Consider the following 23,742-nt stretch of genomic DNA (forward strand, 5'->3'; position numbering starts at 1 on the left):
ACTACAAATTAATTGTTTTGAAGGCTTTTTTGATTTGATAGTATTACTTTTTTAAATAGTAAAAATAGGGTATGTATTACTAGTAAACTTTTCAATTACAATGATTAAAGGAGAGATTATATGGAGACGGTTCAATTTTATAACGGAAGAACAATGCCGAAAATAGGGCTCGGAACTTATAGAGTAAAAGATGGCGATGAATGTAGAGAATCTGTAAAATATGCTATCGAACGGGGTTATAGAAGTATAGATACGGCAATGATTTATGGTAACGAAGAAACGGTAGGTCAAGGTATTAAAGAAGGATTAGAATCGACTGGTTTAAGTCGTGAAGATTTATTTATAACTTCTAAATTATGGCTAACTGATTTTGGACGTCAAAATGTGGAAGATGCCTATCGACAATCTGTTGCAAAATTAGGACTGGATTATTTAGATTTATATCTGATGCATTGGCCAGGTACAAATGAAGCGGTAATGATTGATACTTGGAGAGGTATGGAAGACTTGTATAAACAAAATCAGGTGAAAAATATTGGTGTGAGCAATTTTACTCCAGAACATTTTGAAGCATTGCTTGCCCAAGTTTCTATTAAACCGGTCATTAACCAAGTAGAATTTCATCCTTATTTAACACAAAATAAATTACGAAAGTATTTAGAAGCTCAAAATATTATCATGGAATCATGGTCTCCATTAATGAATTCACAAATTCTCCATGATGAAGTCATAAATGAAGTAGCTAATGAAGTAGGAAAAACTCCAGCCCAAGTTGTAATAAGATGGAATATTCAGCACGATGTTGTTGTTATACCTAAATCCGTAACACCACATCGCATAGAAGAAAATTTAGACGTATGGAATTTTGAATTAAGCGACAACCAAATGGAAAGAATTGATCAATTAAATCAAGATAAAAGAATTGGACCTAACCCTCTTGAATTTGACGGTAAGTAAATCAATAGTAAAATGAGGTTGGGACATAATTCCTAGCAAAAAAGTCAGTAAATGGGTTTTCAGAAATTCATTTACTGGCTTCTTTATTTACAATACTTCGTATTGTTGGCTCGCTTTCTTAGGGAACAGCTTCAGCCTGTAGTCTTCAGCTTGTCCTGTTCCCTCAAGAGTCTCGCCAAAATACTTTGTATTCATATGTAATTTTACATTAAAATACTTTTAAAAAATAAAGCCCTTTCGTACAATTTAATAAATAGCAATAAACTAAATTAACGAGGTGCCTTATGTATAAAGACTATAACATGACTCAACATACTCTACTAATGGAAACTTCAGTTCTTATCCCCGCGAATGATATTTCACGACATCTAAATGATATTGCAGAAACAATTCCCGATACTGAATTCGATGAATTCAGACATCATCGTGGCTTAATATAAGAAAAGTAACAGCTCAACGAACTGAAAATAATCAAAAAACTATAAAAAAGACAATTTCTATATTATTTCAATAGAAATTGTCTTTAAATACTTATCTTGGACCTTTTTGTCCCAGCCTCTTTCCTACGATTAGTCAAGTACTTATAATTAAAATAAGCATTACTTAACTAAACCGTTCATTTTAATTTTTTTGAATAAGGTGTTAAACTACATTTGATTGTACGTTTGGCTAATGTGGTGACATTTGATAATCGTACAATTTATGATTCATTACAAGATAATGAATTGTTTTTAATAATCGATTTATACAAGCAATGATGGCAGTCTTATGAGGTTTCTCATTAGGCTGCTTTCTTAGTTTGTAGTAATAATCGACGACATGATTGTCATAATGATGCTGCCCTCTTATTATATTCATAATCACCCAAAATAAAAGTTTTCTCGCTTTTTTATTACCACGCTTGTTGATGGTATCTCTACAGTGTGTATGACCTGATTGATATCGTTTGATATCAATGCCAACAAAAGCATTGAGTTGTTTATTTGATTTAAATCGCTTAATATCACCAATCTCCCCAATAATCATAGCTGTGCTTAGCTTACCAATACCAGGTATCGAATGAATATTTTCAAAATAATCGAGTTGTTGTGCTAATTGAATCATGGCATCATCTAATTGTTTGAGATGATGAATAGATTGTTTTAATTGTTGAATAAGTAAGCGTAATTTTTCGACTAGAAAGGAATGTCTATCGACATTAGGATAGCTTTCTTGAGCAATCACTCTTAATTGAAGTGCATATTTTGTAGCTTTATCCATTGACATTCCTTTATCTGTAGAATTGAATATATGTGTAATCAGTACATCCTTGTCGATATCAAGAACCATGTCTGGATGAGTAAAGATTTCTGCGATGTTGAGTGCAATGATTGAATATCGACTACTGAATAATCTTTCTAAACCAGGGAATGTTTGATGGAATAATTCAAGGATCTGAAATTTAAGTCGATTTTGTTCATTCTCGATTTCTAGATGAAAACGGACGCGTTCTCTTAATTCAAAGAATATTAACTCATGTATAGGTAAGTTGTCTGTTTGTTTAAGCGTCGGTCCTAAACAAGCAAGCTTATGAGCATCTGCCTGATCAGTTTTCCATGATCTTAGAGCGCTCGTTTTAAATTTGGCTTCTAACGGATTCATTTGAATATAGTTAATTTGATTTACACAACAAAATCGTTCCATACCTCTTGAATAGATACCTGTAGATTCAAAAATGAGTTGTGGGTGGTCTAAGTCATTCAAATACTTGAGTAAATAATTGTAACCATTTTTATTATTCTGGATGAAAAACTCTTTTTGGAATTTTCCATTTTTATAATGTGCAACTACACTACTTCTTTTACTAATATCAACACCTAAGTAATCGATAAAAAAACCTCCTTTGAATAATTGAGAAGCTAAAAACTTTACTTAACCTTTCTCATTTCATTTTCCTATACACGGTTTCAAGAACCCAACATACTACAAACGAATTTCAAAAGGCGAGAGTAAAGCTGACTTGTTTTTTATACGGATTTAAAATCCAAGAGTCTGGACAGTCTACTTCTCTCTATAACTATAAAAAATAGCTATGAAAAAATCTATCGTCATAGATTTCTTCATAGCTAATCTTAGTATGTTTATTATATATTGGTACAACATCGTTGAGTTGAGAATATGTTTATTATTTTAACTACAATGATTCTAGTTGTCATGATAGCTTGAGGACCTTAATAAGGATTTAGTTTCGTTGAGCTTCTAAATTAATAAGAAAATTCAAGATACAAATAGAAATCATAATCTATGAAATAAATTAATATAACCGTTAGTAAAAGTTATTTTAATATTAGATGCGATATCCATAAAAGCAAGCAATGAAACCTAAAATAAATTGTAATAGGGAATAAACTACAAAACGTATTGGTTTAAATTGAGGGCTTAACATATTAACAAGTTCAGATGATAATGTTGAAAAAGTAGTTAAACCTCCGAGAACACCTGTAACAAAGAAAGGAAACATATGATGGCTATCGAGTGCGTGTCCCATCATAAACCCGATAATTAAGCTACCTGTAATATTTACTATAGATGTTGCAATAGGAATTTTACTATTGAATAAGCGTTGGCATATATTTGTGATAAGGGCTCTAAGTACAGCACCTATTCCTCCACCTAACATAACGAGCAAAATAGTAATCAAGAAAATCTACCTCCTATTTTGACACCGAGGTAACAACTTAGTATTCCTAGAATATAACTCGTCACACCATATATAGTAAATAGTATAAAATGATGCTGATTAAATAGTGTTACAAGTTCAAATTGAAATGTTGAAAAGGTAGTTAACGCACCAAGTAAACCAGTAGTAAGCCCTTTTTTTATGTTAGGATGAGTTTTAAAAAGTGAAAGGCTTAATGCGCCGATACTACCCATTAAAAAAGCACCTAATAAATTTGCAACAAATGTCCCCAACGGAATGGTTGAACCTTCATTAAGCATTGATAAACAGAATCTTATCAATGCACCTAAAGCACCACCTACAAAAATATATAGATATTGCATCTATATTTCACCTCAAAATATAAAAGAGTTGATTATTATTATTTAAAAATGTAACCAAAAGTATGTAAAGATGAAAGAATATGGATAATAATAGTGATTAAAATAATCAATGGTAATATTTTGCTTGCAAATCTAATCCAATCTGAACTTTCCTTAGCATACTTTATAGATTTATCGGCAAAAACAATCGATAAAATAAGTATTATAATATTAACGATACTTGTAACTACAACAATTTTCATAAACGATTGAAATATATTACTCAATAATGAATTATTGGTATTAAAGAAAAAACTTAAAATTATCATTAATAGACTAAGATAAAAGTACTTTTTTGACCGAGCCATAAACTGCCTCCTAGATAAACATTATTACAATATACTATCATATTTATTAAACTTAAACATAGTAATTTTCATTCCATTTTAAACAGTATATTTAAAATTAAAGCAAATAATTCGCTTACATTTCAAGGTCATGTTATAAATAAGTTATAAAATTTTTAAATTTAAAACGTGATAATAAATCGCTATCCCTAGTTTTAGTCTGATATACATACAAATAATCAATTCTATACATATAATTGATAGTATTGACCTTTCACGTTCAGGAGGAGAAATGACATGACAAAATTAAATGTTAAAGTGTTTGCGGATGGTGCAGATATTGAAGAAATGAAATCAGCATATAAGAATCAACTCGTTGATGGTTTTACAACGAACCCAAGCTTGATGGCTAAAGCGGGTGTAACTGATTATAAAGCTTTTGCAGAGGAAGTGGTTAGTGAAATACCCGACGCTTCAATTTCTTTTGAGGTGTTTGCTGACGATTTACCTACTATGGAAAAAGAAGCTGAGATTTTAAAACAATATGGTGATAATGTATTTGTAAAAATTCCTATTGTTACAACAACTGGTGAGTCTACACTACCATTAATTAAACGTTTATCATCGAAACAGGTAAGGTTGAATGTCACAGCTGTCTATACTATAGAGCAAGTAAAAGCAATTACTGACGCTGTGACTGAAGGTGTGCCAACATATGTGTCAGTATTTGCAGGACGCATTGCAGATACTGGGATTGATCCACTTCCTTTGATGAAAGAATCAGTTAAGGTCACTCATAGTAAAGAAGGTGTTCAATTATTATGGGCAAGTTGTCGTGAAGTATATAATGTAATTCAAGCTGATGAAATTGGAGCTGATATTATTACTTGCCCAGCTGATGTTGTAAAAAAGGTTAATAACAATTTAGGCCGTGATATAGGAGAACTTTCAGTAGATACAGTCAAAGGTTTTGCCAAAGACATTCAAAGTTCCGGTTTGTCAATTTTATAAATGTAAAAAAACAGCAATTAAGTGGATTTATTTCACTAGATTGCTGTTTTATTTTAGTTATATAAGAAGATTTGAAAGAATAGTTTGATTCATTTACTATTGATAAATATGACTAATTCTGAAAAGAGGTACCTATCAAATGAGTAAAAATGAATTCATCAAAAGAGTAAATAAGCAATTATGGTTTTTAAATGCTAAAGAGAAGAATGCGCTTAACAAATATATTGACTCAGTTGATCAGAATAAAAGTATTGATACCAATAAGCCAATAAGATTTTCAAATGAATATTTAAAGAAATTTATATTTAATCATAAGAAAAAATCGACTTCTCATGTGTTCGTACTTTTAATTTGTATGGTTTTAGCTTATGCATTTTTGCTCGGACTCTTTATTTTAGGGTTAGTGGCCAGCTTAGCTATCGTGCATGCCTATATCAACCCAAATATTGATTTATCAGTTTTTGTTATGTTAACTGTTTTGATTGTCGCGATAATTATAATAATTGCTAGTTTATATGCTATTAAACATACGACTGCATTGTTTACTAAGAAGCTTTTAGAATATAAATTTAATAAAAGGTAGTTTTCTCTATGATATGACCTACGGTAAGACTTTCTTGCCATTTTTTTGTTACAAGTGTATAGGGGATGTTCAGTTCGATAGTCGTACCATCTTCAAAAACAATCATTGTGGTATGAATTGAAGAATGAATTCCTATAATATTTCGTGCATTGATAAAATATTTAATCGGTGCACGTTTTTGCGTAACTGGAAATAATATGGTTTCCTCATTAATATAGATAGGTATGAATTTTTTAATGTTTAAAATATTTTTAGATAACATACATTGATTATGATAGGATTTTTGATGTAATTCCAATAAATAATGTAATGTTTTTTCAGGTGTACATGGTAAATGAATAGCGTAATGTTCATACTGAATATAGGTTTCAACATTTGTTGAAAACGCAGTTTGAATATATAAAAGTGAATGCGTTGATATACATTTCATAGATGTCAATCCTTTGTAGATGAATTTAAATAACGACGTAGTTTTCGTATTGCGTTAGATTTTATTTTTTTAATCGTTGTAGGTGAAAAATCTAAAATTTGGGAAATTTCATATTGTTTGTATCCTTGTAAATATAAGGTTAACCAATCTCGTTCGCGTGGAAGTAACTGTTGTGAAATATCTTTAATAAGTAAATCGATTTCGTTGATTGAAAATGACGGAGAAAGTTCTGAAAGGGCGTCAATGCTACATATATTAAGCGTATTGTCTTTTTGTCTAAATAAATCTATAAGATAGAATTTTAGGCGTATAAATAGATAAGATTTAAAAGAAGAAGATTGTTGTTCATCAAAATCGAGTGTAAGTTGCCACATTTTAATGAGCATTTGTTGATAAAATTCATCATAATTATAAGTGATTTGATAACTTTTTAACAAATAATGTATGATATTGTTGTATTTTTTATATGCTTCCTCAAATGACATTTAATTAACTCCTATTTGTGCACATAAAATGATTTCCGGATAAATAGAAGTTAACTTATTGTTTGAAAATAATCATTTGCGTAATTGAAGCAATAGGTGTTAAATAGTAGTCATAGACTTTATTAATATGTAAAAATAAGTGTTTTATTTGCACGCTAACTTGGCTTTTCAACATAAATACTTTTTGAGTAAAAAGGAGGAACTTTTATGGATTATGCACATTTAAATCTCGAGCACTTTTTTGCAAGAAATGATGATTTGGATATTATTAGAGATCGATCTGATTTTGTGATGATTAATAATTTCACCAATGAGATGAAATACCGTGAAGGTGAAATTGAAGGAACTATAGATTTGAATCAATACTATTATAAAAATAGATCACAAGCTGTAAGTTTCATAATGATGAATTATAAGAACTAATATTTAGAGTGTCACCATAGTGACTAAATTTGAGTTTATAAAACCTATTCAACACTATAATATTTAAATGATTTAAAATTTAAATCTAATTGCCATAAAAATAAGGGTTAATATTGTTGTTTAATAATAATTAATGAAATTTTTAAGTTTTGTCAATTTATAAAACATTCATTTGGCATTAAAAATTTTCGATTCTTGTCTTATTATTTTAATATGTGCAACGTGTAACCTATTTATTTAAATTTCAATTTGATTACCATTTATTTATGAATTTGTAACAAAAGAAGTTTCAAATTGTGAATGTGTTTGAATAATGTTAAACTTGATTATCGTAATAGAATGACTAGTTTAACAACAATGACCTAAGAGGTGTGAATATGACTAAGCACAAGAAAGGCTCAATATTAGCTATCATAGGTTTGCTAATTGTATTTGTTGTTACAGGTTTTATCTTCTTTTCAATGATTTCAGATCAAATATTTTTCAAACATGTCAAACCAGTTGAAAAGGTTGAAAAATTAGATAAAACTTTAGATAAAGCATCTAAAAAGCAAATACACAATTATACGAGCCAACAAGTATCTAACAAAGCAAATACAGCTTGGCGTGATGCGTCTGGTACAGAAATTAAAGAAGCTATGGATAGTAGTAAATTCATAGATGATGATAAACAAAAATATCAATTTTTAGATTTGTCTAAGTATCAAGGCATTGATAAAAACAGAATTAAACGCATGTTGTTTGATAGACCAGTATTACTAAAACATACAGATGATTTTATTAATGCTGCAAAGTCTAAACATGTCAATGAAGTATATCTTATTTCTCATGCTCTATTAGAAACAGGCGCAGCTAAAAGTGAACTGGCTAATGGTGTAGAAATAGATGGTAAAAAATATTACAATTTCTATGGTGTTGGTGCATTAGATAGTGACCCTATTAAAACAGGTGCCGAATATGCTAAAAAACATGGATGGGACACACCACAAAAAGCTATTTATGGTGGCGCTGATTTTATTCATAAGCATTTCTTATCTCATGACGATCAAAATACACTTTATAGTATGAGATGGAACCCTAAAAACCCGGGTGAACACCAATATGCTACTGATATAAAATGGGCTGAAAGTAACGCGAATATCATTGCAGATTTCTACAAGAACATGAAAACAGAAGGTAAATACTTCAAATTATATGTTTATAAAGATGACGATAAACACCAAAAATAAATTAAATAGTTAAACTAAACACCACTAATAAAAGTTGTGAAGTTAATCGTGCTAATTAAAATTAATTTAGATTTAAGCAATAGTTAACTCTCAATAGTTTTATAGTGGTGTTTTTAATTTATTGGATTAAATGTTAAATTATTCAGCTTTGTTTTTTCGCGATAGTATTGTAAACAGAACTGCAAAAGCAATTAAAACTTTAACTATAAATTTCATAAGCTTCACCTCAAATAAATTTTAGCATACTATTTTAAGATTAAAAGTCAATCAAATAGGTAATATAGATAAAGTGAAAAAGTGTACAGTAAAACGTAACTACTAATAATAAATACATAAGGATGATTTACATGCGTGTAGCAATAATAGGTATGGGAACAGCTGGTGTAAGTGTGTTACGCCAACTCGTTAAACATGAAAACTTTTCTCAATTAAAAGTAGATGTATATGACGATGATAGAAATATGGGCCAAGGTGTTCCATTTCAAAATGATAGTAGCGAACTACTTATTAACATGCCATCAAAATCCATGAGCTTAAATCTTGATGATGATCAAGAGTTTTGGAAGTGGTATCAAAATCAGACGGAATTTAATTTTAGTAATCCTCAATATTTGCCTAGATTTGTATTTGGTCATTATATGAAGTCTTATTTATCTTATTATAATGACCAATTTGATAATTTAACTATTATCAATGATAAAGTACAAGAAATTTTTACACAATCCGATGTTGATGACACAGATTTAAAATATCATGTATGTACATGTGATGATGAAAAAGAATGGCGTGAATACGATTATTTATTTTTAACTTTTGGAACTTTTAGTTACCATGACCCTTATGATTTGAAGGGAACTAAAGGCTATATACAAACGCCGTATCCTACATATCATACACTTGATAATGTTAAAGATTCAGATCGAATCGTGATTATTGGAACAGGGTTGGCTAGTTTAGATGCTGTGAGATATGTAGCTGCACATCATCCATCTTTACCCATTACTATGACAAGTCGTTCTGCAGCATTGCCAAGTGTTAGAGGGAAAATGACTAAAATTCAGTTTACGCATTTAACTAAATCACGATTTAATGGAATTATGAAAAATCACTTTGGTAATGTACCATTAGAAAAAGTAGTTTCATTATTTTTAAAAGAATGTGAAGATTATGGAATAGATTTTAAAAAACTTATTTATCGTAGAACTGGAAACCATGTCAAAGACTTGGAGTATGATTTAAATCATGAAGAAGAAATGGGGATATTCCAAAGTATCATTGAACATTTAAAAGAAAATTTAAACTGGATTTGGAATAGTTTGAGCGTTAAAGATCAAGAAACTTTTAATCGTAAATACACTAAAATTATTCAGTTAAATTCTAATCCAATGCCTCCTAGAACAGCTCGTTTACTTATCAAGTTAATACAGAATAATGAACTTGTCATTAAAAAAGGGCTAGAAGACATAGTCCATAAAAATAATCAATTTATGTTGAAGTATAACGACACTACGCAAAATTATGAGTTGTTTGACATCGTTATTAATGCAACGGGCTCTAAAACACATCTTTCTCAATTAGATGAGGATGATCAATTAATTTTAAACTTAGAAAATAGACAAATTGTTCAACGTCATCCTATGGGTGGCATTCAAATTATCCCAGAAACAAATCAAGTCATAAGCCCCAGATATGGAACCTTAAAAAATGTGATTGCAATTGGACAAATGACCAACGGTGTCAATAAACTTAGAAATGGCGTAAAGATGATTGTTAATCAAGTTGTTGATACAGTATCTCAATTATATATAACACAGGAAAATAGAAATAAGTAATATGCATTAAGCGTGTTTGTGAGTTTAATATATTCTCATAAAATCTTTTAATAAAGTAAGCTATAAAATTGTATTTTAAATTTAAATATAGTAAGATTTACAATGTAGTGAAGAACTACTGGACTCAATTAATCATAACAATTTCATATATTTCTTTCGGGGCAGGGTGAAATTCCCAACCGGCAGTAAATTGAGCCTGCGACCCACTAATATTGTTTTTGATGTTAGTGGCTGATCTAGTGTGAATCTAGAGCCGACAGTTAGAGTCTGGATGGGAGAAAGAATTTGAATTATCGACTTACACAAATTCGTGTAGTTATGATAAGCGTATTGTATACTTATGTGCAATTTTTAGTATGCTAATAGGCTTATTTAAAGATATAGATATCTCCTTATGCCTACAATATAGGTATAAGGTTTTTTTTGAGGTGATCAATTGAGTAGATTTATGGATGATGCTATTCAACTAGCAAAAATGGTAAATGGACAAACAGGTGTTAATCCACCAGTAGGATCCGTTGTTGTTAAAAACGGTAGGATTGTAGGTTTAGGTGCACATTTAAAAAAGGGAGATAAACATGCCGAAGTACAAGCTATTGAAATGGCAGGTTTAAATACCCAAGGTGCTACCATATACGTTTCATTAGAACCTTGCACACACCATGGTTCAACACCACCTTGTGTGCATAAAATCATTGAAGCGGGCATATCTAAGGTCATCTATGCTGTTAAAGATACTACTTTAGTAAGTAAGGGTGACGAGATTCTGAGAGAAGCTGGTATAGAGGTTGAATTTCAATATAATGAAAATGCAGCTGCATTATACCGTGACTTTTTTACTGCTAAAAGAAACGAAGTTCCAGAAGTAACTGTAAAGGTCTCATCTAGTCTAGATGGTAAACAAGCAACAGACTTTAATGAAAGTAAGTGGATAACAAACAAAGAAGTTAAAGAAGATGTTTATCAATTAAGACATGAGCATGATGCAGTTATTACTGGGCGTAGAACCATTGAAGCAGACAATCCATTGTATACAACCAGGGTTCCTGATGGAAAGCATCCGATTCGAGTTATTCTTTCTAAGAAAGGTCAACTCGATTTTAATCAACAAATATTTAAAGATACTGCATCGGAGATATGGATTTACACTGAAAATGAAAAATTAAAAACAAATAAAAGTTTTATTAAAATAATAAGTATTAGTAATTGTGATACAACGACAATATTACAAGACTTATATCAAAGAGGTATTGGGAAACTGCTAGTCGAGGCAGGCCCAAATATTACATCTCAATTTCTCCAATCCAAACATCTAAATGAACTCATTTTATATATAGCCCCGAAATTAATTGGTGGTTCTGGCAAACATCAATTTTATAAGACTGACGAGGTCATTGATTTGCCTGAAGCAACTCAATTTGAAATTGTTGATTCCAAGTTAATTAATCAAAATTTAAAATTGAAATTACGAAAGAAGTGAATGTCTATGTTTACAGGTATCATTGAAGAAATAGGTACTGTACAACAAGTTCGCTCTGAGCAATCAGTAAGAACGCTTGAAATTAAAGCACAAAACATTTTAGTTGATATGCATATTGGTGATTCAATAAGTGTTAACGGTGCATGTTTAACTGTGATAGATTTCACTGACTCAAGTTTTTCAGTTCAAGTCATCAAAGGGACTGAAAACAAAACATATCTTGGAAGTGTTCAACGTAATACAGAAGTTAATCTCGAAAGAGCCATGAGTGGAAGTGGGAGATTTGGTGGACATTTCGTGTTAGGTCATGTTGATGAGCTTGGAACAATTTCTAAAATCAATGAAACTGCTAACTCAAAAATTATTTCTATTAAAACAACTAAAAATATTTTGAATCAAATGGTAAAGCAAGGTTCTATAACTGTAGACGGAGTTAGTCTTACTGTATTTGATTTACATGATTATACTTTTGATATACATCTTATACCAGAAACACGTCGATCTACTATTCTTTCATCTAAAAAAGTGGGCGACAAAGTGCACTTGGAGTCTGACGTACTATTTAAATATGTTGAAAACATCATGAATCAAAATCAATCGCAGTTAACAGAAGAAAAGCTTAGAGCATTTGGTTTTTAGGAGGAATATCACATGCAATTCGATACAATTGAGTTGGCTATAGAGGCTTTAAGAAATGGAGAGAGCATTATTGTAGTTGACGATGAAGATAGAGAAAATGAAGGAGATCTTGTAGCTGTTACGGAATGGATGGATGATAATACCATTAATTTTATGGCTAAAGAGGGTCGTGGTCTGATTTGTGCACCAATTGATAAATCTATAGCTGAAAGATTAAAACTACAATCTATGGAGCAAAATAACACTGATATTTATGGCACACATTTTACTGTAAGCATTGATCATTATAAAACTACTACAGGAATCAGTGCACATGAACGTACACAAACGGCTAGAGCACTCATAGATGAAAATACTAATCCTGAAGATTTTCATCGTCCGGGGCACTTATTTCCACTTATAGCAAAAGAGAATGGTGTGTTAACACGTAATGGTCATACTGAAGCTGCCGTAGATTTGGCACGGTTAACAGGAGCACAACCAGCTGGAGTAATCTGCGAAATTATGAATGATGATGGGACAATGGCTAAGGGTGAAGATCTCCAGTCATTTAAAGAACGCCACCATTTAAAAATGATTACTATAAAAAGTTTGGTTGCTTTTCGTAAGGCTGTTGAACTTAATGTTAATCTTAAGGCAAAGGTCAAGATGCCAACTGATTTTGGTCATTTTGATATGTATGGATTTACAACGGATTATAGCGATGAAGAAATCGTAGCTATTGTTAAAGGAGATTTAAAAAGCAATCCTAATGTACGTATGCATTCTGCTTGTCTGACTGGGGATATTTTTCATAGTCAAAGATGTGATTGCGGGGCACAACTTGAAGCGTCAATGAAATATATTGACGAACATGGTGGAATGATTATTTATTTACCTCAAGAAGGTAGAGGAATAGGGTTAATTAATAAGTTGCGCGCATATGAGTTGATAGAAAAAGGTTATGATACAGTTACTGCAAATCTTGCTCTTGGTTTTGATGAGGATTTGAGAGATTATCATGTTGCAGCTGAAATATTAAAGTATTTTGATATAAGTGAAATTAACTTGCTCAGCAATAATCCTAAAAAATTTGAAGGTTTAGAAGATTACGGCATTGAGATCGTAGATAGAATTGAACTTATCGTTCCAGAAACACAATATAACCATAGTTATATGGAAACTAAAAAAAATAAAATGGGACATTTAATATAGGAGGGCTCGAAAATGAATTTTGAAGGTAAATTAGTTGGTAAGGATTTAAAAATTGCGATTGTTGTTAGTAGATTTAATGATTTTATTACTACACGTCTACTTGAAGGGGCTAAAGATACACTTATTCGTCATGAAGTAGAAGATACAAATATTGATGTAGCTTATGTGCCTGGCGCATTCGAAATTCCACTCGTTGCAAAAAAATTAGCTCAAAAAGGTGAATATGATGCTGTGATTACATTAGGATGTGTGATTAGAGGCGCAACTTCACATTATGACTATGTATGTAATGAAGTAGCTAAAGGTGTTTCTAAAGCAAACGACATTTCAGATACTCCGGTGATTTTTGGAGTTCTAACAACTGAAAGTATTGAACAAGCAGTTGAAAGAGCTGGTACTAAAGCTGGAAATAAAGGTTCAGAAGCAGCAGTTAGTGCAATCGAAATGGCTAATCTAATTAAGCAAATCAATTAAAAAATAAAGAAGCTGGGACAAAAAGGTTCAAGATAAGTAAAAAAAGACAATTTCTATTGAAATAATATAGAAATTGTCTTTTTTATAATTTTTTTGATTATTTTCAGCTCGTTGAGCTGTTACTTTTCTTATATTAAGCCACGATGATGTCTGAATTCATCGAATTCAGTATCGGGAATTGTTTCTACAATATCATTTACATGTCGTGAAAACTCATTTACTGGCTATTATGCTAGGGAATTATGTCCCAGCCTCTTTATTTTTTATGTCTTTTAATGCCAAGAATAAGAGACGTCAATAAAGTTGCAAATATACCTATACCCAAGGTTGCCTTTTTTAAGATTTTGGGTTTAGTAAATTCTTTTATAGCTAATGACAAGTTTTGAGGCCGTTCTGCTAGTCTTCTCATAAAGTACGCAAACCAATCATTACCGTATGGTACATAAACTGTAAAAAAATAACCTTCATTAGCTATTTTTTGTGATAATTCCGTGCGGAAACCGTACAACATTTGAAATTCCATTTTATCTTTGCTGATATGATTTTCTTTCATAAATTGTTTGACTTGGTTGATTATTTCATTGTCATGGGTAGCCACCGATGTAAAGTTCTTTGAATTTAGTAGTCGTTTTTTAATAATTCTAATATAATTTGCGTCAATTTCTTCTTTTGATTGAAAAGCGATTGACGCATCTTCCTTATAAGCACCTTTCACAAGTCTCAAACGTAATTCAGGATATTTATCAATTATATCATCGGCTTCATACAGATAGGCTTGAACGACTGTACCCACATTTTTAAATTCACCTTTCAATCTCTCAATAATATGTTGAATTTTAGAAAGACTATCGTACTTCTCTGTATCAATATTAATATGCATCTTCCCATTCTTATCAGCTTTAAGTAAAATTTCTCTCATGTTTTCATAAGCAAGATTTAAATCAAACTCACTTCCAAGTTGACTTATCTTGACTGACATATGTGCCTTTACATTATTGTTATATATTGCATCGATAATTTCTAAAATCTCTTCTTTAGCTTTAATGCTTTCTTCTCTAGTATTAACAAATTCACCCAATGAGTCGACAGTAACTGAAATATTATAATCATTTAAATATTGTATAGTCTCAATTAATTGATGAATCGTATTTCCTGCGACTACACGATTTGCTCCCATTTGAGGTCCCATCTTTTTAGCTATTTTATTAAGATATGTATGATTAGATAACGCAATGAAAAAATCTTTAAATAATGACATATGCAATACCTCCGTTATACTAGAGTATGATATTTTTAAATAGTGTATCATGAAAATTAAGTTTAAGAAAGCGTTTACATAAAGAGTTTGAACACTTAAAGAGTATTTTTACTTTTAGATGTATTTGAAGAGTTAAAGAAAATATTTAAATATCTATCAAATTTCACTTAAAATAGCATTCAATATGTTTGGTTTGCTATAATTATATTAATAAAGAACATATAAAAAGGGGCAATTAGAAAATGTGGAAGTGGGAAACAGAAAATGACGCAAAAGGCGTTGTTGTCATTGCTCATAATATTTTAGAACATACAGGTAGATATGCATATGTTATCACGATGTTAAGACGAAATGGTTATCACGTTATCATGGGCGATTTACCGGGACAAGGGCAAACTTCACGAGCTCAAAAGGGACAAATAGATGATTTTAATACGTATCATGAAAATATATTAGAGTGGATAAAAATAGCTAATGAATATAAAATTCCAACATTTGTTTTAGGTGTGGGACTAGGTGGTCTCATCATTTTAAATCTGCTTGAGAAAACAGAATTACCTATTGAGGGTATCTTGTTATTTTCACCTATGTTAGAACTAAAGAGAGACTATAAAGGGCGCAAAAATAAATTGATTTCTAATGTTGGTAAAATTTCTAAAGATACTAGATTTAAAGTTGGTATAACTCCTCAAGATTTAACACGTAATGATGAAATTATTGAAGAAACAGCAAATGATGGACTAATGCTTAAAAAGGTAACATATAGTTGGTATAACCTTATAAATGAAAAGATGAAAGAAACAATGGATCATATCAGAGATATTAAACCTATTTCAGCATTGATAATGTATGGTACCAATGATAAAATTTTAGAAACTCAATCTATTAATGAAATGAAAGATAAATTAAAGTCGAAAGAGATGTACTTTAAAGTTTGGGATGGATTATATCATGAAATACATAATGAACCTGAACGCGATTTGGTGATGAGATATGTTCTATCATTTTTGAATAATAGTGTAAATACTATGGGTTTTATAGTAAATGAAGAGGAAATTGAAGACATTTAAGTGAGCGAAAGAAAAATGATATCAATTCGTATACAATTCTATAATGTGAATAAGAAACTCGGTTTTATACTGGGACTATAGTAATGAGTCCGTACATCTTAAACTTGTACGGGCTCTTATAATTTTTAAGAATATATTTAGTTTGGTTTAATAAAAAATATATTTAACAATTTGTATAGAAAGTTTTGTCAAAATTATTGCGTTTTAAATGTAGAATTGATATATTTTGCTTATATAATTAATTTAATTTTAATATGTATTAACGCTAAGTTTTTGGGTTAGAATTTGAGTTGCACTAGATGTAAGATTTTTTTAAATCTCATTTTTAAATCTTTTTACGGATAAAGTTGATTTTAAGTAGCTCAATTATTGAAATAAAAGGGTATAATTCTAAAGTTTAATAACTTGACTATTTGTAAAATTAAATTTGGGGGAAATGGTTAAGTTAGTTTATAGAATTCACAATTTTTTATTTGGGAGATGTTAATTTTGGCTAATAGTGAAAAGAACAGGGTTTATGGTATTTTACAATTAGAGACATTATTCAAAGAGATTGATTCAATTTTTAATACAATCAAAGAAGAATATGGAATGTCTAAAGAGGAAATTTTGATTTTACTTACACTTTTGGAAAAAGGCTCAATGACTTTAAAGGAAATGGATAAATATGTTCATATTAAACCGTATAAACGTACACGTACTTATAATAATTTAGTTAATCTTGAGTGGATTTACAAAGAAAGACCTCAAGATGATGAACGTACAGTTATTATTCATTTTAATGACAAGCAAAATTCTAAAAAAGAAGATTTGTTAAAGTTTATTGATGACTCAATTAAAATCAAGTCTGAACCAATGCAATCTAGTTTACAATCTATTTTAGCAGTTTAATTTAACGTGCTTTAAATCTTTAACTGAACAAATTATTTTATTTGAATCATGGGTATAATTATGAGAATTAGTTGTTGAACTATATTAAAGAGTGTTTTCAAAATTATGAGGATCAGTAAAATTAATAGCACTTAAAAGTAAGGTATACTTCGTGATGAAATTTATAATTAAAAAAGAACCTGGGACAAAATGTTTGCTTGTCTCAGGTTCTTTTTACGTGCACGTGTATAAATTTTTTAATTACGTTTTTCAATAGCACAGATAAAAGGAGCGTTATTCTTTTGATTTATGAATTGATATTGTAATATATGAGCTTTATTTTGATCAAAGTTTTGTAAAAATTCAAGTAGTGCTTCTTTTTCTACTTTACCTTCTTCATGACCGTGATATATAACTAATATAATAATTCCTTCAATACTTAAGATATCAAAGATTTCATTAATAGCCATAATTGTTGTTTCAGGTTTAGTGACAATTTCTTTGTTACCTTTCGGTAAATAACCTAAATTAAAAATAGCAGCATCTATGCAACCGTGATGTTGGGCGGGAATGTGCAATTTAGCATTTTCATGACCAGATTGGATTAATTTTACATTCGAATAATCTTTTGTTTTTTTGTGCGTATTCAAAATTGCTTGTTCTTGTATATCGAATCCATAGACAAATCCATTTGGAACATGTTGAGCAAAATAAGCAGTATCATTCCCATTACCACATGTTGCATCAATTACAATACTATTATGATTAATATGAGAATCAATTAACGATTTAGAGAAGGGTAAAATACGTTCTAGTTTCATGATTGTATACTCTGCTTGTTCATTTTACCTTGATAGGAGTTTCGTCTAGCAAGCTCATTATCAATTTCATTTAATACTTCCCATTTATTAACACTCCACATTGGTCCAACCATTAGATCTATAGGTCCATCTCCAGTGATTCTGTGCACAATCATTTCTGGGGGTAATACTTCAAGTTGATCACAAACAAGATTGGTATAATCTTGTTGACTCATAAACTCGAGCATACCTTTTTCATATTGTTTAACCATAGGCGTTCCTTTTAGCAAGTGTAATAAATGAATTTTAATACCTTGAACGTCCATCTGAGCGACTTCTTTAGCAGTCTCCATCATCATGTCATAATTTTCACCTGGTAAGCCGTTGATTATGTGCGTACAAACATTTATATTATGTTTGCGTAATTTTGTTACGCCGTCATAGTATGTTTGCATATCATGAGCACGATTTATTAAATCGGAAGTTGACTGATGCACAGTTTGTAGGCCCAACTCTACCCATAAGTAAGTGCGCTGATTAAGTTCAGCTAAATATTCTACAACATCATCAGGCAAACAATCAGGTCTTGTCGCGATTGATAAACCAACGACGCCATCTTCTTTTAAGACAGGTTCATATTTTTCTTTTAGTACTTCAACAGGTGCATGCGTATTTGTAAACGCCTGAAAGTATGCAATATATTGACCTTCACTCCATTTTTCATGCATACGTTCTTTTATTTTTTTGAATTGAACTTCAATTGGTTCAGCTCTATTACCTGCAAAGTCACCGCTTCCTGCTGCAGAACAAAATGTGCAACCTCCATGAGCTACAGTACCATCTCTATTTGGGCAATCAAAACCTCCGTCTAATGCGACCTTAAATATTTTCTGACCAAACTTGTTTTTTAAATGATAGTTCCATGTGTGATAGCGTTTATCTTCAAAGGCATACGGGAAATAGTTACCCATAATACATTTTCCTTTCTATTTAGGTTCTAAGTACAGATTTTAACATATTTTAGTGTTATAGTGTCTATTGTAGATTGAGAAAAATATAAAGAGAGGGACTCATGATATGAATATACCTAAATCAGTATGGTGGCTAGTTATAGGTATGGCACTTAATATAACCGGCGCCAGTTTTTTGTGGCCTTTAAATACAATTTTCATGAAGGAAGAACTTCATAAGAGTTTAACAATTGCAGGTATCGTTTTGATGATTAATTCATTTGGAATGGTTGTAGGTAATTTGTTAGGTGGTTCTTTGTTTGATAAACTTGGTGGTTACAAAACGATTTTAATAGGTACATTTACGTGTTTATGTAGTACCACATTACTCAACTTGTTTCATGGCTGGCCATGGTATGCAATTTGGTTAGTACTACTTGGATTTGGTGGCGGAATGATAGTTCCTGCTATTTATGCGATGGCAGGTGCCGTTTGGCCTAATGGAGGAAGACAAACTTTTAATGCTATCTACTTAGCACAAAATATAGGGGTTGCTTTAGGCGCGGCATTAGGAGGTTTTGTGGCTGAATTTAGTTTCAATTATATTTTTATGGCAAACCTCATTATGTATGTACTTTTTGCCATCGTGGCGATTACACAGTTCAATTTAGAGATTAATGCTAAATTTAAACCACAAGATTCGATAGATTTAAAAAGCAAAGAAAATAAAAAACGATTTACTGCTATGATGCTAGTATGTGCAATGTTTGCAATTTGTTGGATTGCATATATTCAATGGGAAACAACGATAGCTTCATTCACACAATCAATTAATATTTCAATGTCTCAATATAGTGTATTATGGACAATCAATGGAATTATGATTTTAGTAGCTCAACCTTTAATAAGACCAATTATTATCTTATTAAAAGGTAATTTAAAACATCAAATGTTTGTAGGTATTTTAATTTTTATGAGTTCTTTCCTAGTGACGAGTTTTGCAAATCACTTTGCTATATTTGTAGTTGGCATGGTCATTTTAACTTTTGGAGAAATGTTTGTTTGGCCTGCAGTACCAACTATAGCAAATCAACTTGCACCAGTTGGAAAGCAAGGGCAATACCAAGGATTTGTTAATTCAGCATCTACAGTGGGTAAAGCATTTGGACCATTTATTGGGGGTATACTTGTAGATACATTTAATATGAGTATGATGTTTATTGGGATGATTATATTATTAAGTTTTGCACTGTTATTTTTAAGTTTCTATGATAAAGTGTTACCCAAGAATTTTAAAAATCAACATCAATCAAGAAGACGACGAAATCAGAATGGTATTTAATTAAAGTAATGATATTTAATTAACTACTTGCATTCATTGACCATATACAATAATATTAAACACGTATAGTATTAAGCATTTAGAGGCTTTTCTACAGAGAGCTAGTGTTGGTGAGAGCTAGTGTTAAGGACTAAATGACTTATTAACATAAACGACATTTAACTAGACATCTCTTACTATTAAAATGAAGTGCGCTAACTGTTAGCGAATAAGGGTGGTAACGCGGCACAGGTCGTCCCTTTCAAATCATTAATAGTAGAGATGTCTTTTTATGAATTAGGAGGAAATGTGTTGAATTATAATCATAAGGAAATTGAAAAAAAGTGGCAGAATTACTGGGAAGAAAATAAGACCTTTAAAACGAATGATAATTTAGGACAAAAGAAATTTTATGCATTAGACATGTTTCCTTATCCATCTGGTGCTGGTTTACACGTAGGTCATCCAGAAGGATATACGGCAACGGATATCATCTCACGATATAAAAGAATGCAAGGTTACAATGTATTACATCCTATGGGGTGGGATGCTTTTGGTTTGCCGGCAGAACAATATGCTTTAGATACTGGTAATGATCCTCGTGAATTTACACAGAAAAATATTCAAACTTTCAAAAGACAAATTCAAGAATTAGGATTTAGTTATGATTGGGATAGAGAAGTGAATACTACAGATCCTGAATATTATAAATGGACGCAGTGGATATTTATTCAGTTGTATAATAAAGGGTTAGCTTATGTTGATGAAGTTGCTGTCAATTGGTGTCCTGCATTAGGTACTGTTTTGTCGAATGAAGAGGTTGTCGATGGGGTATCAGAACGTGGCGGTCATCCTGTTTATCGTAAGCCTATGAAACAATGGGTACTCAAAATTACAGAATATGCTGATAGATTACTAGAAGATTTAGATGAGTTAGATTGGCCTGAATCAATTAAAGACATGCAACGAAACTGGATTGGACGTTCAGAAGGTGCCAAAGTAACATTTAAAATTGAGCAATCTGACCAAAATATTGAAGTGTTTACGACACGACCAGATACAATCTATGGTACTTCTTTCTTAGTTTTAAGCCCAGAACACCCACTTGTGAATGAAATTACGACAAGTGATAAAGAACAAGAAGTCAAATTGTATCAAAATGAAGCATCAAAAAAATCTGATTTAGAACGTACGGACTTAGCTAAAGAAAAAACAGGTGTGTTTACTGGAACATTTGCAATTAATCCGCTCTCTGGCGATAAATTACCTATTTGGATAGCAGATTATGTTTTATCAACTTACGGTACTGGTGCAGTAATGGCTGTGCCTGGACATGATGAGCGAGATCATGAATTTGCTACGAAGTTTAATTTACCAATTATCGAAGTTATAGAGGGTGGCGAAGTTCAAAAATATGCATACACAGGTGAAGGAAAACACATTAATTCTGGAGAATTAGACGGTCTAGAAAATGAAGCGGCAATAAGTAAAGCGATAGAATTGCTTGAATCTAAAGGTGCTGGTGAGAAAAAAGTCAATTATAAATTACGTGATTGGTTATTTAGTAGGCAACGTTATTGGGGAGAACCAATTCCTATTATACATTGGGAAGATGGATCAATGACTACAGTTCCTGAAGATGAATTGCCTTTACTACTTCCTGAAACAGATGAAATTAAGCCATCAGGTACCGGTGAATCTCCACTTGCAAATATAGATGCGTTCGTAAACGTTATCGATGAAAAGACAGGTATGAAGGGGCGCCGAGAAACCAATACAATGCCTCAATGGGCTGGCAGTTGCTGGTACTATTTACGTTACATTGATCCACATAACGAAAAAATGATAGCAGATCCTGAAAAATTAAAGCATTGGCTACCTGTTGATTTATATATTGGAGGCGTGGAACATGCAGTACTTCACTTATTATATGCAAGATTCTGGCATAAAGTGTTATATGACTTAGGTGTTGTACCAACAAAAGAACCATTCCAAAAACTATACAATCAGGGAATGATTTTAGGCGAAGGCAATGAAAAAATGAGTAAGTCTAAAGGTAATGTGATTAATCCAGATGATATTGTTGCATCACATGGTGCTGATACATTACGACTATATGAAATGTTTATGGGACCTTTAGATGCTGCGATCGCATGGAGTGAAAAAGGTTTAGATGGTTCTAGAAGATTCTTAGATCGTGTTTGGAGACTTATCATTACTGATGAAAATTCAATCAATAAAAAAATTGTAGATTCTAACAATCATTCACTTGATAAGGTTTACAATCAAACTGTGAAAAAAGTAACAGAAGATTTTGATACACTTAGTTTTAATACTGCAATCAGTCAATTAATGGTGTTTATTAATGAGTGTTATAAAACCAATGAAGTTTACAAACCTTATATCGAAGGGTTTGTAAAAATGTTATCGCCTATTGCACCACACATTGGTGAAGAATTATGGGATCGATTAGGGCATGAAAATACCATTACTTATCAACCATGGCCAACATTTGATGAAAGTTTATTAGTAGATGATGAAGTTGAAATCGTAGTTCAAGTCAATGGTAAAGTTAGAGCAAAAATCAATATTCCAAAAGATTTATCTAAAGAAGAAATGCAAGACTTAGCCTTGTCTAATGATAATGTTAAAATGAGTATTGAAGGAAAAGAAGTTAAAAAAGTTATTGCTGTACCTCAAAAGCTAGTTAATATAGTTGCTAAATAATATTTTTCTAAAGGAGTGCTATTAAATGGAGTCAATAACAGTAGATGAATTAAAGAAAAAAATATTAGATTCAAATCCAGTTAACATTGTAGATGTTCGCACAAACGAAGAAACTGAAATGGGTGTTATTCCTGGAGCAAAAACAATTCCTATGGATGAAATTCCTGATAATTTAAAAGAATTCAATAAAAATGACACGTATTATATTGTGTGTGCAGCGGGGTCACGCAGTGCTAAAGTAGTTTCATATTTAGAAGAACAAGGTGTTCATGCTGTAAATGTCGAAGGTGGAATGAATGCATGGGGCGATGAAGGTACTGTAATTGATAATATTTAAAGAACTTCGAAGTTGTAGATAACGATATTCTAAATTAAAAATTAATACAAATGAGTTTATAATTTATTCTAGTAAATTCTGGAATTACACTGTAAATCACAAATGTGGTCACTGAGTACGATTAAGATTTTTATTTGAAATCTTAGTCGTACTTTTTTTGATATAAAAATCATTAAATAATTCAATGTGGATCTCAAAAAACAAATTCTGATATCATTTAAAAATATATTAAGATAAATTTTTATACTACTAGATTTAGAATAATATAGATGATAAAATTAAAAAGACTTTAAATAGTTGTGTT

Annotated in this window: 25 protein-coding genes and 1 riboswitch; of the genes, 16 read left to right on the top strand and 9 right to left on the bottom strand. The window is 31.1% G+C overall.

The features are described 5' to 3' along the window. Positions 1–120 precede the first annotated feature (120 nt). Positions 121–957: an aldo/keto reductase gene (locus tag FNL83_RS05235; protein ID WP_001829832.1), complete on the top strand. Its 837-nt coding sequence runs from the start codon at positions 121–123 to the stop codon at positions 955–957. 302 nt (positions 958–1,259) lie between these two features. Continuing rightward, on the top strand, positions 1,260–1,397 hold the full coding sequence (locus FNL83_RS12060; protein WP_162154154.1) for a hypothetical protein: 138 nt from the start codon (positions 1,260–1,262) through the stop codon (positions 1,395–1,397). A 229-nt stretch (positions 1,398–1,626) separates the two neighbouring features. Here FNL83_RS12060 and FNL83_RS05240 read toward each other — a convergent pair whose 3' ends face one another. The 4 genes from FNL83_RS05240 to FNL83_RS05255 all read right to left on the bottom strand — a co-directional run bounded on the left by FNL83_RS05240 (position 1,627) and on the right by FNL83_RS05255 (position 4,346). Next, positions 1,627–2,826, bottom strand: coding sequence for an IS110-like element ISSep2 family transposase (locus FNL83_RS05240; protein WP_080280653.1), 1,200 nt, complete (start codon positions 2,824–2,826; stop codon positions 1,627–1,629). 457 nt (positions 2,827–3,283) lie between these two features. Beyond that, positions 3,284–3,637, bottom strand: coding sequence for a fluoride efflux transporter FluC (locus tag FNL83_RS05245; protein WP_001830729.1), 354 nt, complete (start codon positions 3,635–3,637; stop codon positions 3,284–3,286). Further along, a complete protein-coding gene (gene crcB / locus FNL83_RS05250; RefSeq protein ID WP_001830726.1) occupies positions 3,634–3,999 on the bottom strand; it encodes a fluoride efflux transporter CrcB in 366 nt (121 codons plus the stop codon). Before crcB ends, FNL83_RS05245 begins: the two co-directional genes overlap by 4 nt. 38 nt (positions 4,000–4,037) lie before the next feature. Then, entirely contained in the window at positions 4,038–4,346 is a 309-nt protein-coding gene (locus tag FNL83_RS05255) for a hypothetical protein (RefSeq protein ID WP_002446728.1), read from the bottom strand. Between the two features lie 276 nt (positions 4,347–4,622). Between FNL83_RS05255 and FNL83_RS05260 the strand changes: the two genes are divergently transcribed. Further along, a complete protein-coding gene (locus FNL83_RS05260) occupies positions 4,623–5,336 on the top strand; it encodes a transaldolase (RefSeq protein ID WP_001830731.1) in 714 nt (237 codons plus the stop codon). Positions 5,337–5,475: 139 nt separating this feature from the next. Continuing rightward, positions 5,476–5,919 carry a hypothetical protein gene (locus FNL83_RS05265; protein ID WP_002485267.1) on the top strand — a complete coding sequence of 148 codons (444 nt, stop codon included), beginning with the start codon at positions 5,476–5,478 and terminating at the stop codon, positions 5,917–5,919. On the opposite strand, the gene FNL83_RS05270 is transcribed toward FNL83_RS05265, so the two are convergent. Together FNL83_RS05270 and FNL83_RS05275 are read right to left on the bottom strand one after the other, a co-directional pair. Continuing rightward, entirely contained in the window at positions 5,906–6,349 is a 444-nt protein-coding gene (locus tag FNL83_RS05270; protein ID WP_001830734.1) for a competence protein ComK, read from the bottom strand. The two genes, FNL83_RS05265 and FNL83_RS05270, sit on opposite strands and share 14 nt — an antisense overlap. A gap of 5 nt (positions 6,350–6,354) precedes the next feature. Continuing rightward, entirely contained in the window at positions 6,355–6,834 is a 480-nt protein-coding gene (locus FNL83_RS05275) for a sigma-70 family RNA polymerase sigma factor (protein WP_001830724.1), read from the bottom strand. Positions 6,835–7,041: 207 nt separating this feature from the next. Between FNL83_RS05275 and FNL83_RS05285 the strand changes: the two genes are divergently transcribed. From FNL83_RS05285 to ribH, 7 genes are all read left to right on the top strand, one after another. Then, complete coding sequence (locus FNL83_RS05285; RefSeq protein ID WP_002456441.1) at positions 7,042–7,257, top strand: hypothetical protein; 216 nt, start codon at positions 7,042–7,044, stop codon at positions 7,255–7,257. Between the two features lie 377 nt (positions 7,258–7,634). Next, positions 7,635–8,486 (top strand): peptidoglycan release complex glucosaminidase SagB, encoded by an 852-nt coding sequence (gene sagB / locus FNL83_RS05290; protein ID WP_001830727.1) that lies wholly within the window; start codon positions 7,635–7,637, stop codon positions 8,484–8,486. 347 nt (positions 8,487–8,833) lie between these two features. Continuing rightward, positions 8,834–10,318 (top strand): FAD/NAD(P)-binding protein, encoded by a 1,485-nt coding sequence (locus FNL83_RS05295; protein ID WP_002484471.1) that lies wholly within the window; start codon positions 8,834–8,836, stop codon positions 10,316–10,318. A gap of 148 nt (positions 10,319–10,466) precedes the next feature. Next, positions 10,467–10,605, top strand: a riboswitch (FMN riboswitch). A 149-nt stretch (positions 10,606–10,754) separates the two neighbouring features. Then, positions 10,755–11,798, top strand: a complete 1,044-nt coding sequence (gene ribD, locus FNL83_RS05300) for a bifunctional diaminohydroxyphosphoribosylaminopyrimidine deaminase/5-amino-6-(5-phosphoribosylamino)uracil reductase RibD (protein WP_002495598.1) — start codon at positions 10,755–10,757, stop codon at positions 11,796–11,798. Positions 11,799–11,804: 6 nt separating this feature from the next. Further along, on the top strand, positions 11,805–12,437 hold the full coding sequence (locus FNL83_RS05305) for a riboflavin synthase (RefSeq protein ID WP_002467848.1): 633 nt from the start codon (positions 11,805–11,807) through the stop codon (positions 12,435–12,437). A 12-nt stretch (positions 12,438–12,449) separates the two neighbouring features. Then, complete coding sequence (ribB, locus tag FNL83_RS05310) at positions 12,450–13,631, top strand: 3,4-dihydroxy-2-butanone-4-phosphate synthase (protein WP_002456445.1); 1,182 nt, start codon at positions 12,450–12,452, stop codon at positions 13,629–13,631. Positions 13,632–13,643: 12 nt separating this feature from the next. Further along, positions 13,644–14,105, top strand: a complete 462-nt coding sequence (ribH, locus tag FNL83_RS05315; RefSeq protein WP_002456446.1) for a 6,7-dimethyl-8-ribityllumazine synthase — start codon at positions 13,644–13,646, stop codon at positions 14,103–14,105. Positions 14,106–14,361: 256 nt separating this feature from the next. Here the strand turns inward: ribH and FNL83_RS05320 are convergent, their stop codons facing one another. Next, the gene (locus FNL83_RS05320) at positions 14,362–15,363 is read right to left on the bottom strand and encodes a proline dehydrogenase family protein (protein WP_001832688.1); all 1,002 of its coding nucleotides are present in this window, start codon (positions 15,361–15,363) and stop codon (positions 14,362–14,364) included. Positions 15,364–15,605: 242 nt separating this feature from the next. Between FNL83_RS05320 and FNL83_RS05325 the strand changes: the two genes are divergently transcribed. Together FNL83_RS05325 and FNL83_RS05330 are read left to right on the top strand one after the other, a co-directional pair. Next, on the top strand, positions 15,606–16,433 hold the full coding sequence (locus tag FNL83_RS05325; RefSeq protein ID WP_001830886.1) for an alpha/beta fold hydrolase: 828 nt from the start codon (positions 15,606–15,608) through the stop codon (positions 16,431–16,433). A gap of 489 nt (positions 16,434–16,922) precedes the next feature. Continuing rightward, positions 16,923–17,324, top strand: coding sequence for a SarA family transcriptional regulator (locus FNL83_RS05330; protein WP_001830809.1), 402 nt, complete (start codon positions 16,923–16,925; stop codon positions 17,322–17,324). Positions 17,325–17,560: 236 nt separating this feature from the next. On the opposite strand, the gene mnmM is transcribed toward FNL83_RS05330, so the two are convergent. Continuing rightward, entirely contained in the window at positions 17,561–18,124 is a 564-nt protein-coding gene (gene mnmM, locus FNL83_RS05335; RefSeq protein WP_001830894.1) for a tRNA 5-(aminomethyl)-2-thiouridylate-methyltransferase MnmM, read from the bottom strand. Beyond that, a complete protein-coding gene (mnmL, locus tag FNL83_RS05340) occupies positions 18,121–19,074 on the bottom strand; it encodes a tRNA modification radical SAM protein MnmL/YtqA (protein WP_001830802.1) in 954 nt (317 codons plus the stop codon). Before mnmL ends, mnmM begins: the two co-directional genes overlap by 4 nt. A gap of 106 nt (positions 19,075–19,180) precedes the next feature. Between mnmL and FNL83_RS05345 the strand changes: the two genes are divergently transcribed. The 3 genes from FNL83_RS05345 to FNL83_RS05355 all read left to right on the top strand — a co-directional run bounded on the left by FNL83_RS05345 (position 19,181) and on the right by FNL83_RS05355 (position 23,438). Then, on the top strand, positions 19,181–20,395 hold the full coding sequence (locus FNL83_RS05345) for an MDR family MFS transporter (RefSeq protein WP_001830884.1): 1,215 nt from the start codon (positions 19,181–19,183) through the stop codon (positions 20,393–20,395). 288 nt (positions 20,396–20,683) lie between these two features. Then, a complete protein-coding gene (gene leuS, locus FNL83_RS05350) occupies positions 20,684–23,101 on the top strand; it encodes a leucine--tRNA ligase (RefSeq protein WP_001830785.1) in 2,418 nt (805 codons plus the stop codon). A 25-nt stretch (positions 23,102–23,126) separates the two neighbouring features. Continuing rightward, positions 23,127–23,438 (top strand): rhodanese-like domain-containing protein, encoded by a 312-nt coding sequence (locus FNL83_RS05355; RefSeq protein ID WP_001830891.1) that lies wholly within the window; start codon positions 23,127–23,129, stop codon positions 23,436–23,438. Positions 23,439–23,742 lie beyond the last annotated feature (304 nt).

It is taken from the genome of Staphylococcus epidermidis (genome assembly GCF_006742205.1).
In the GTDB taxonomy this organism is placed as follows: Bacteria; Bacillota; Bacilli; order Staphylococcales; family Staphylococcaceae; genus Staphylococcus; species Staphylococcus epidermidis.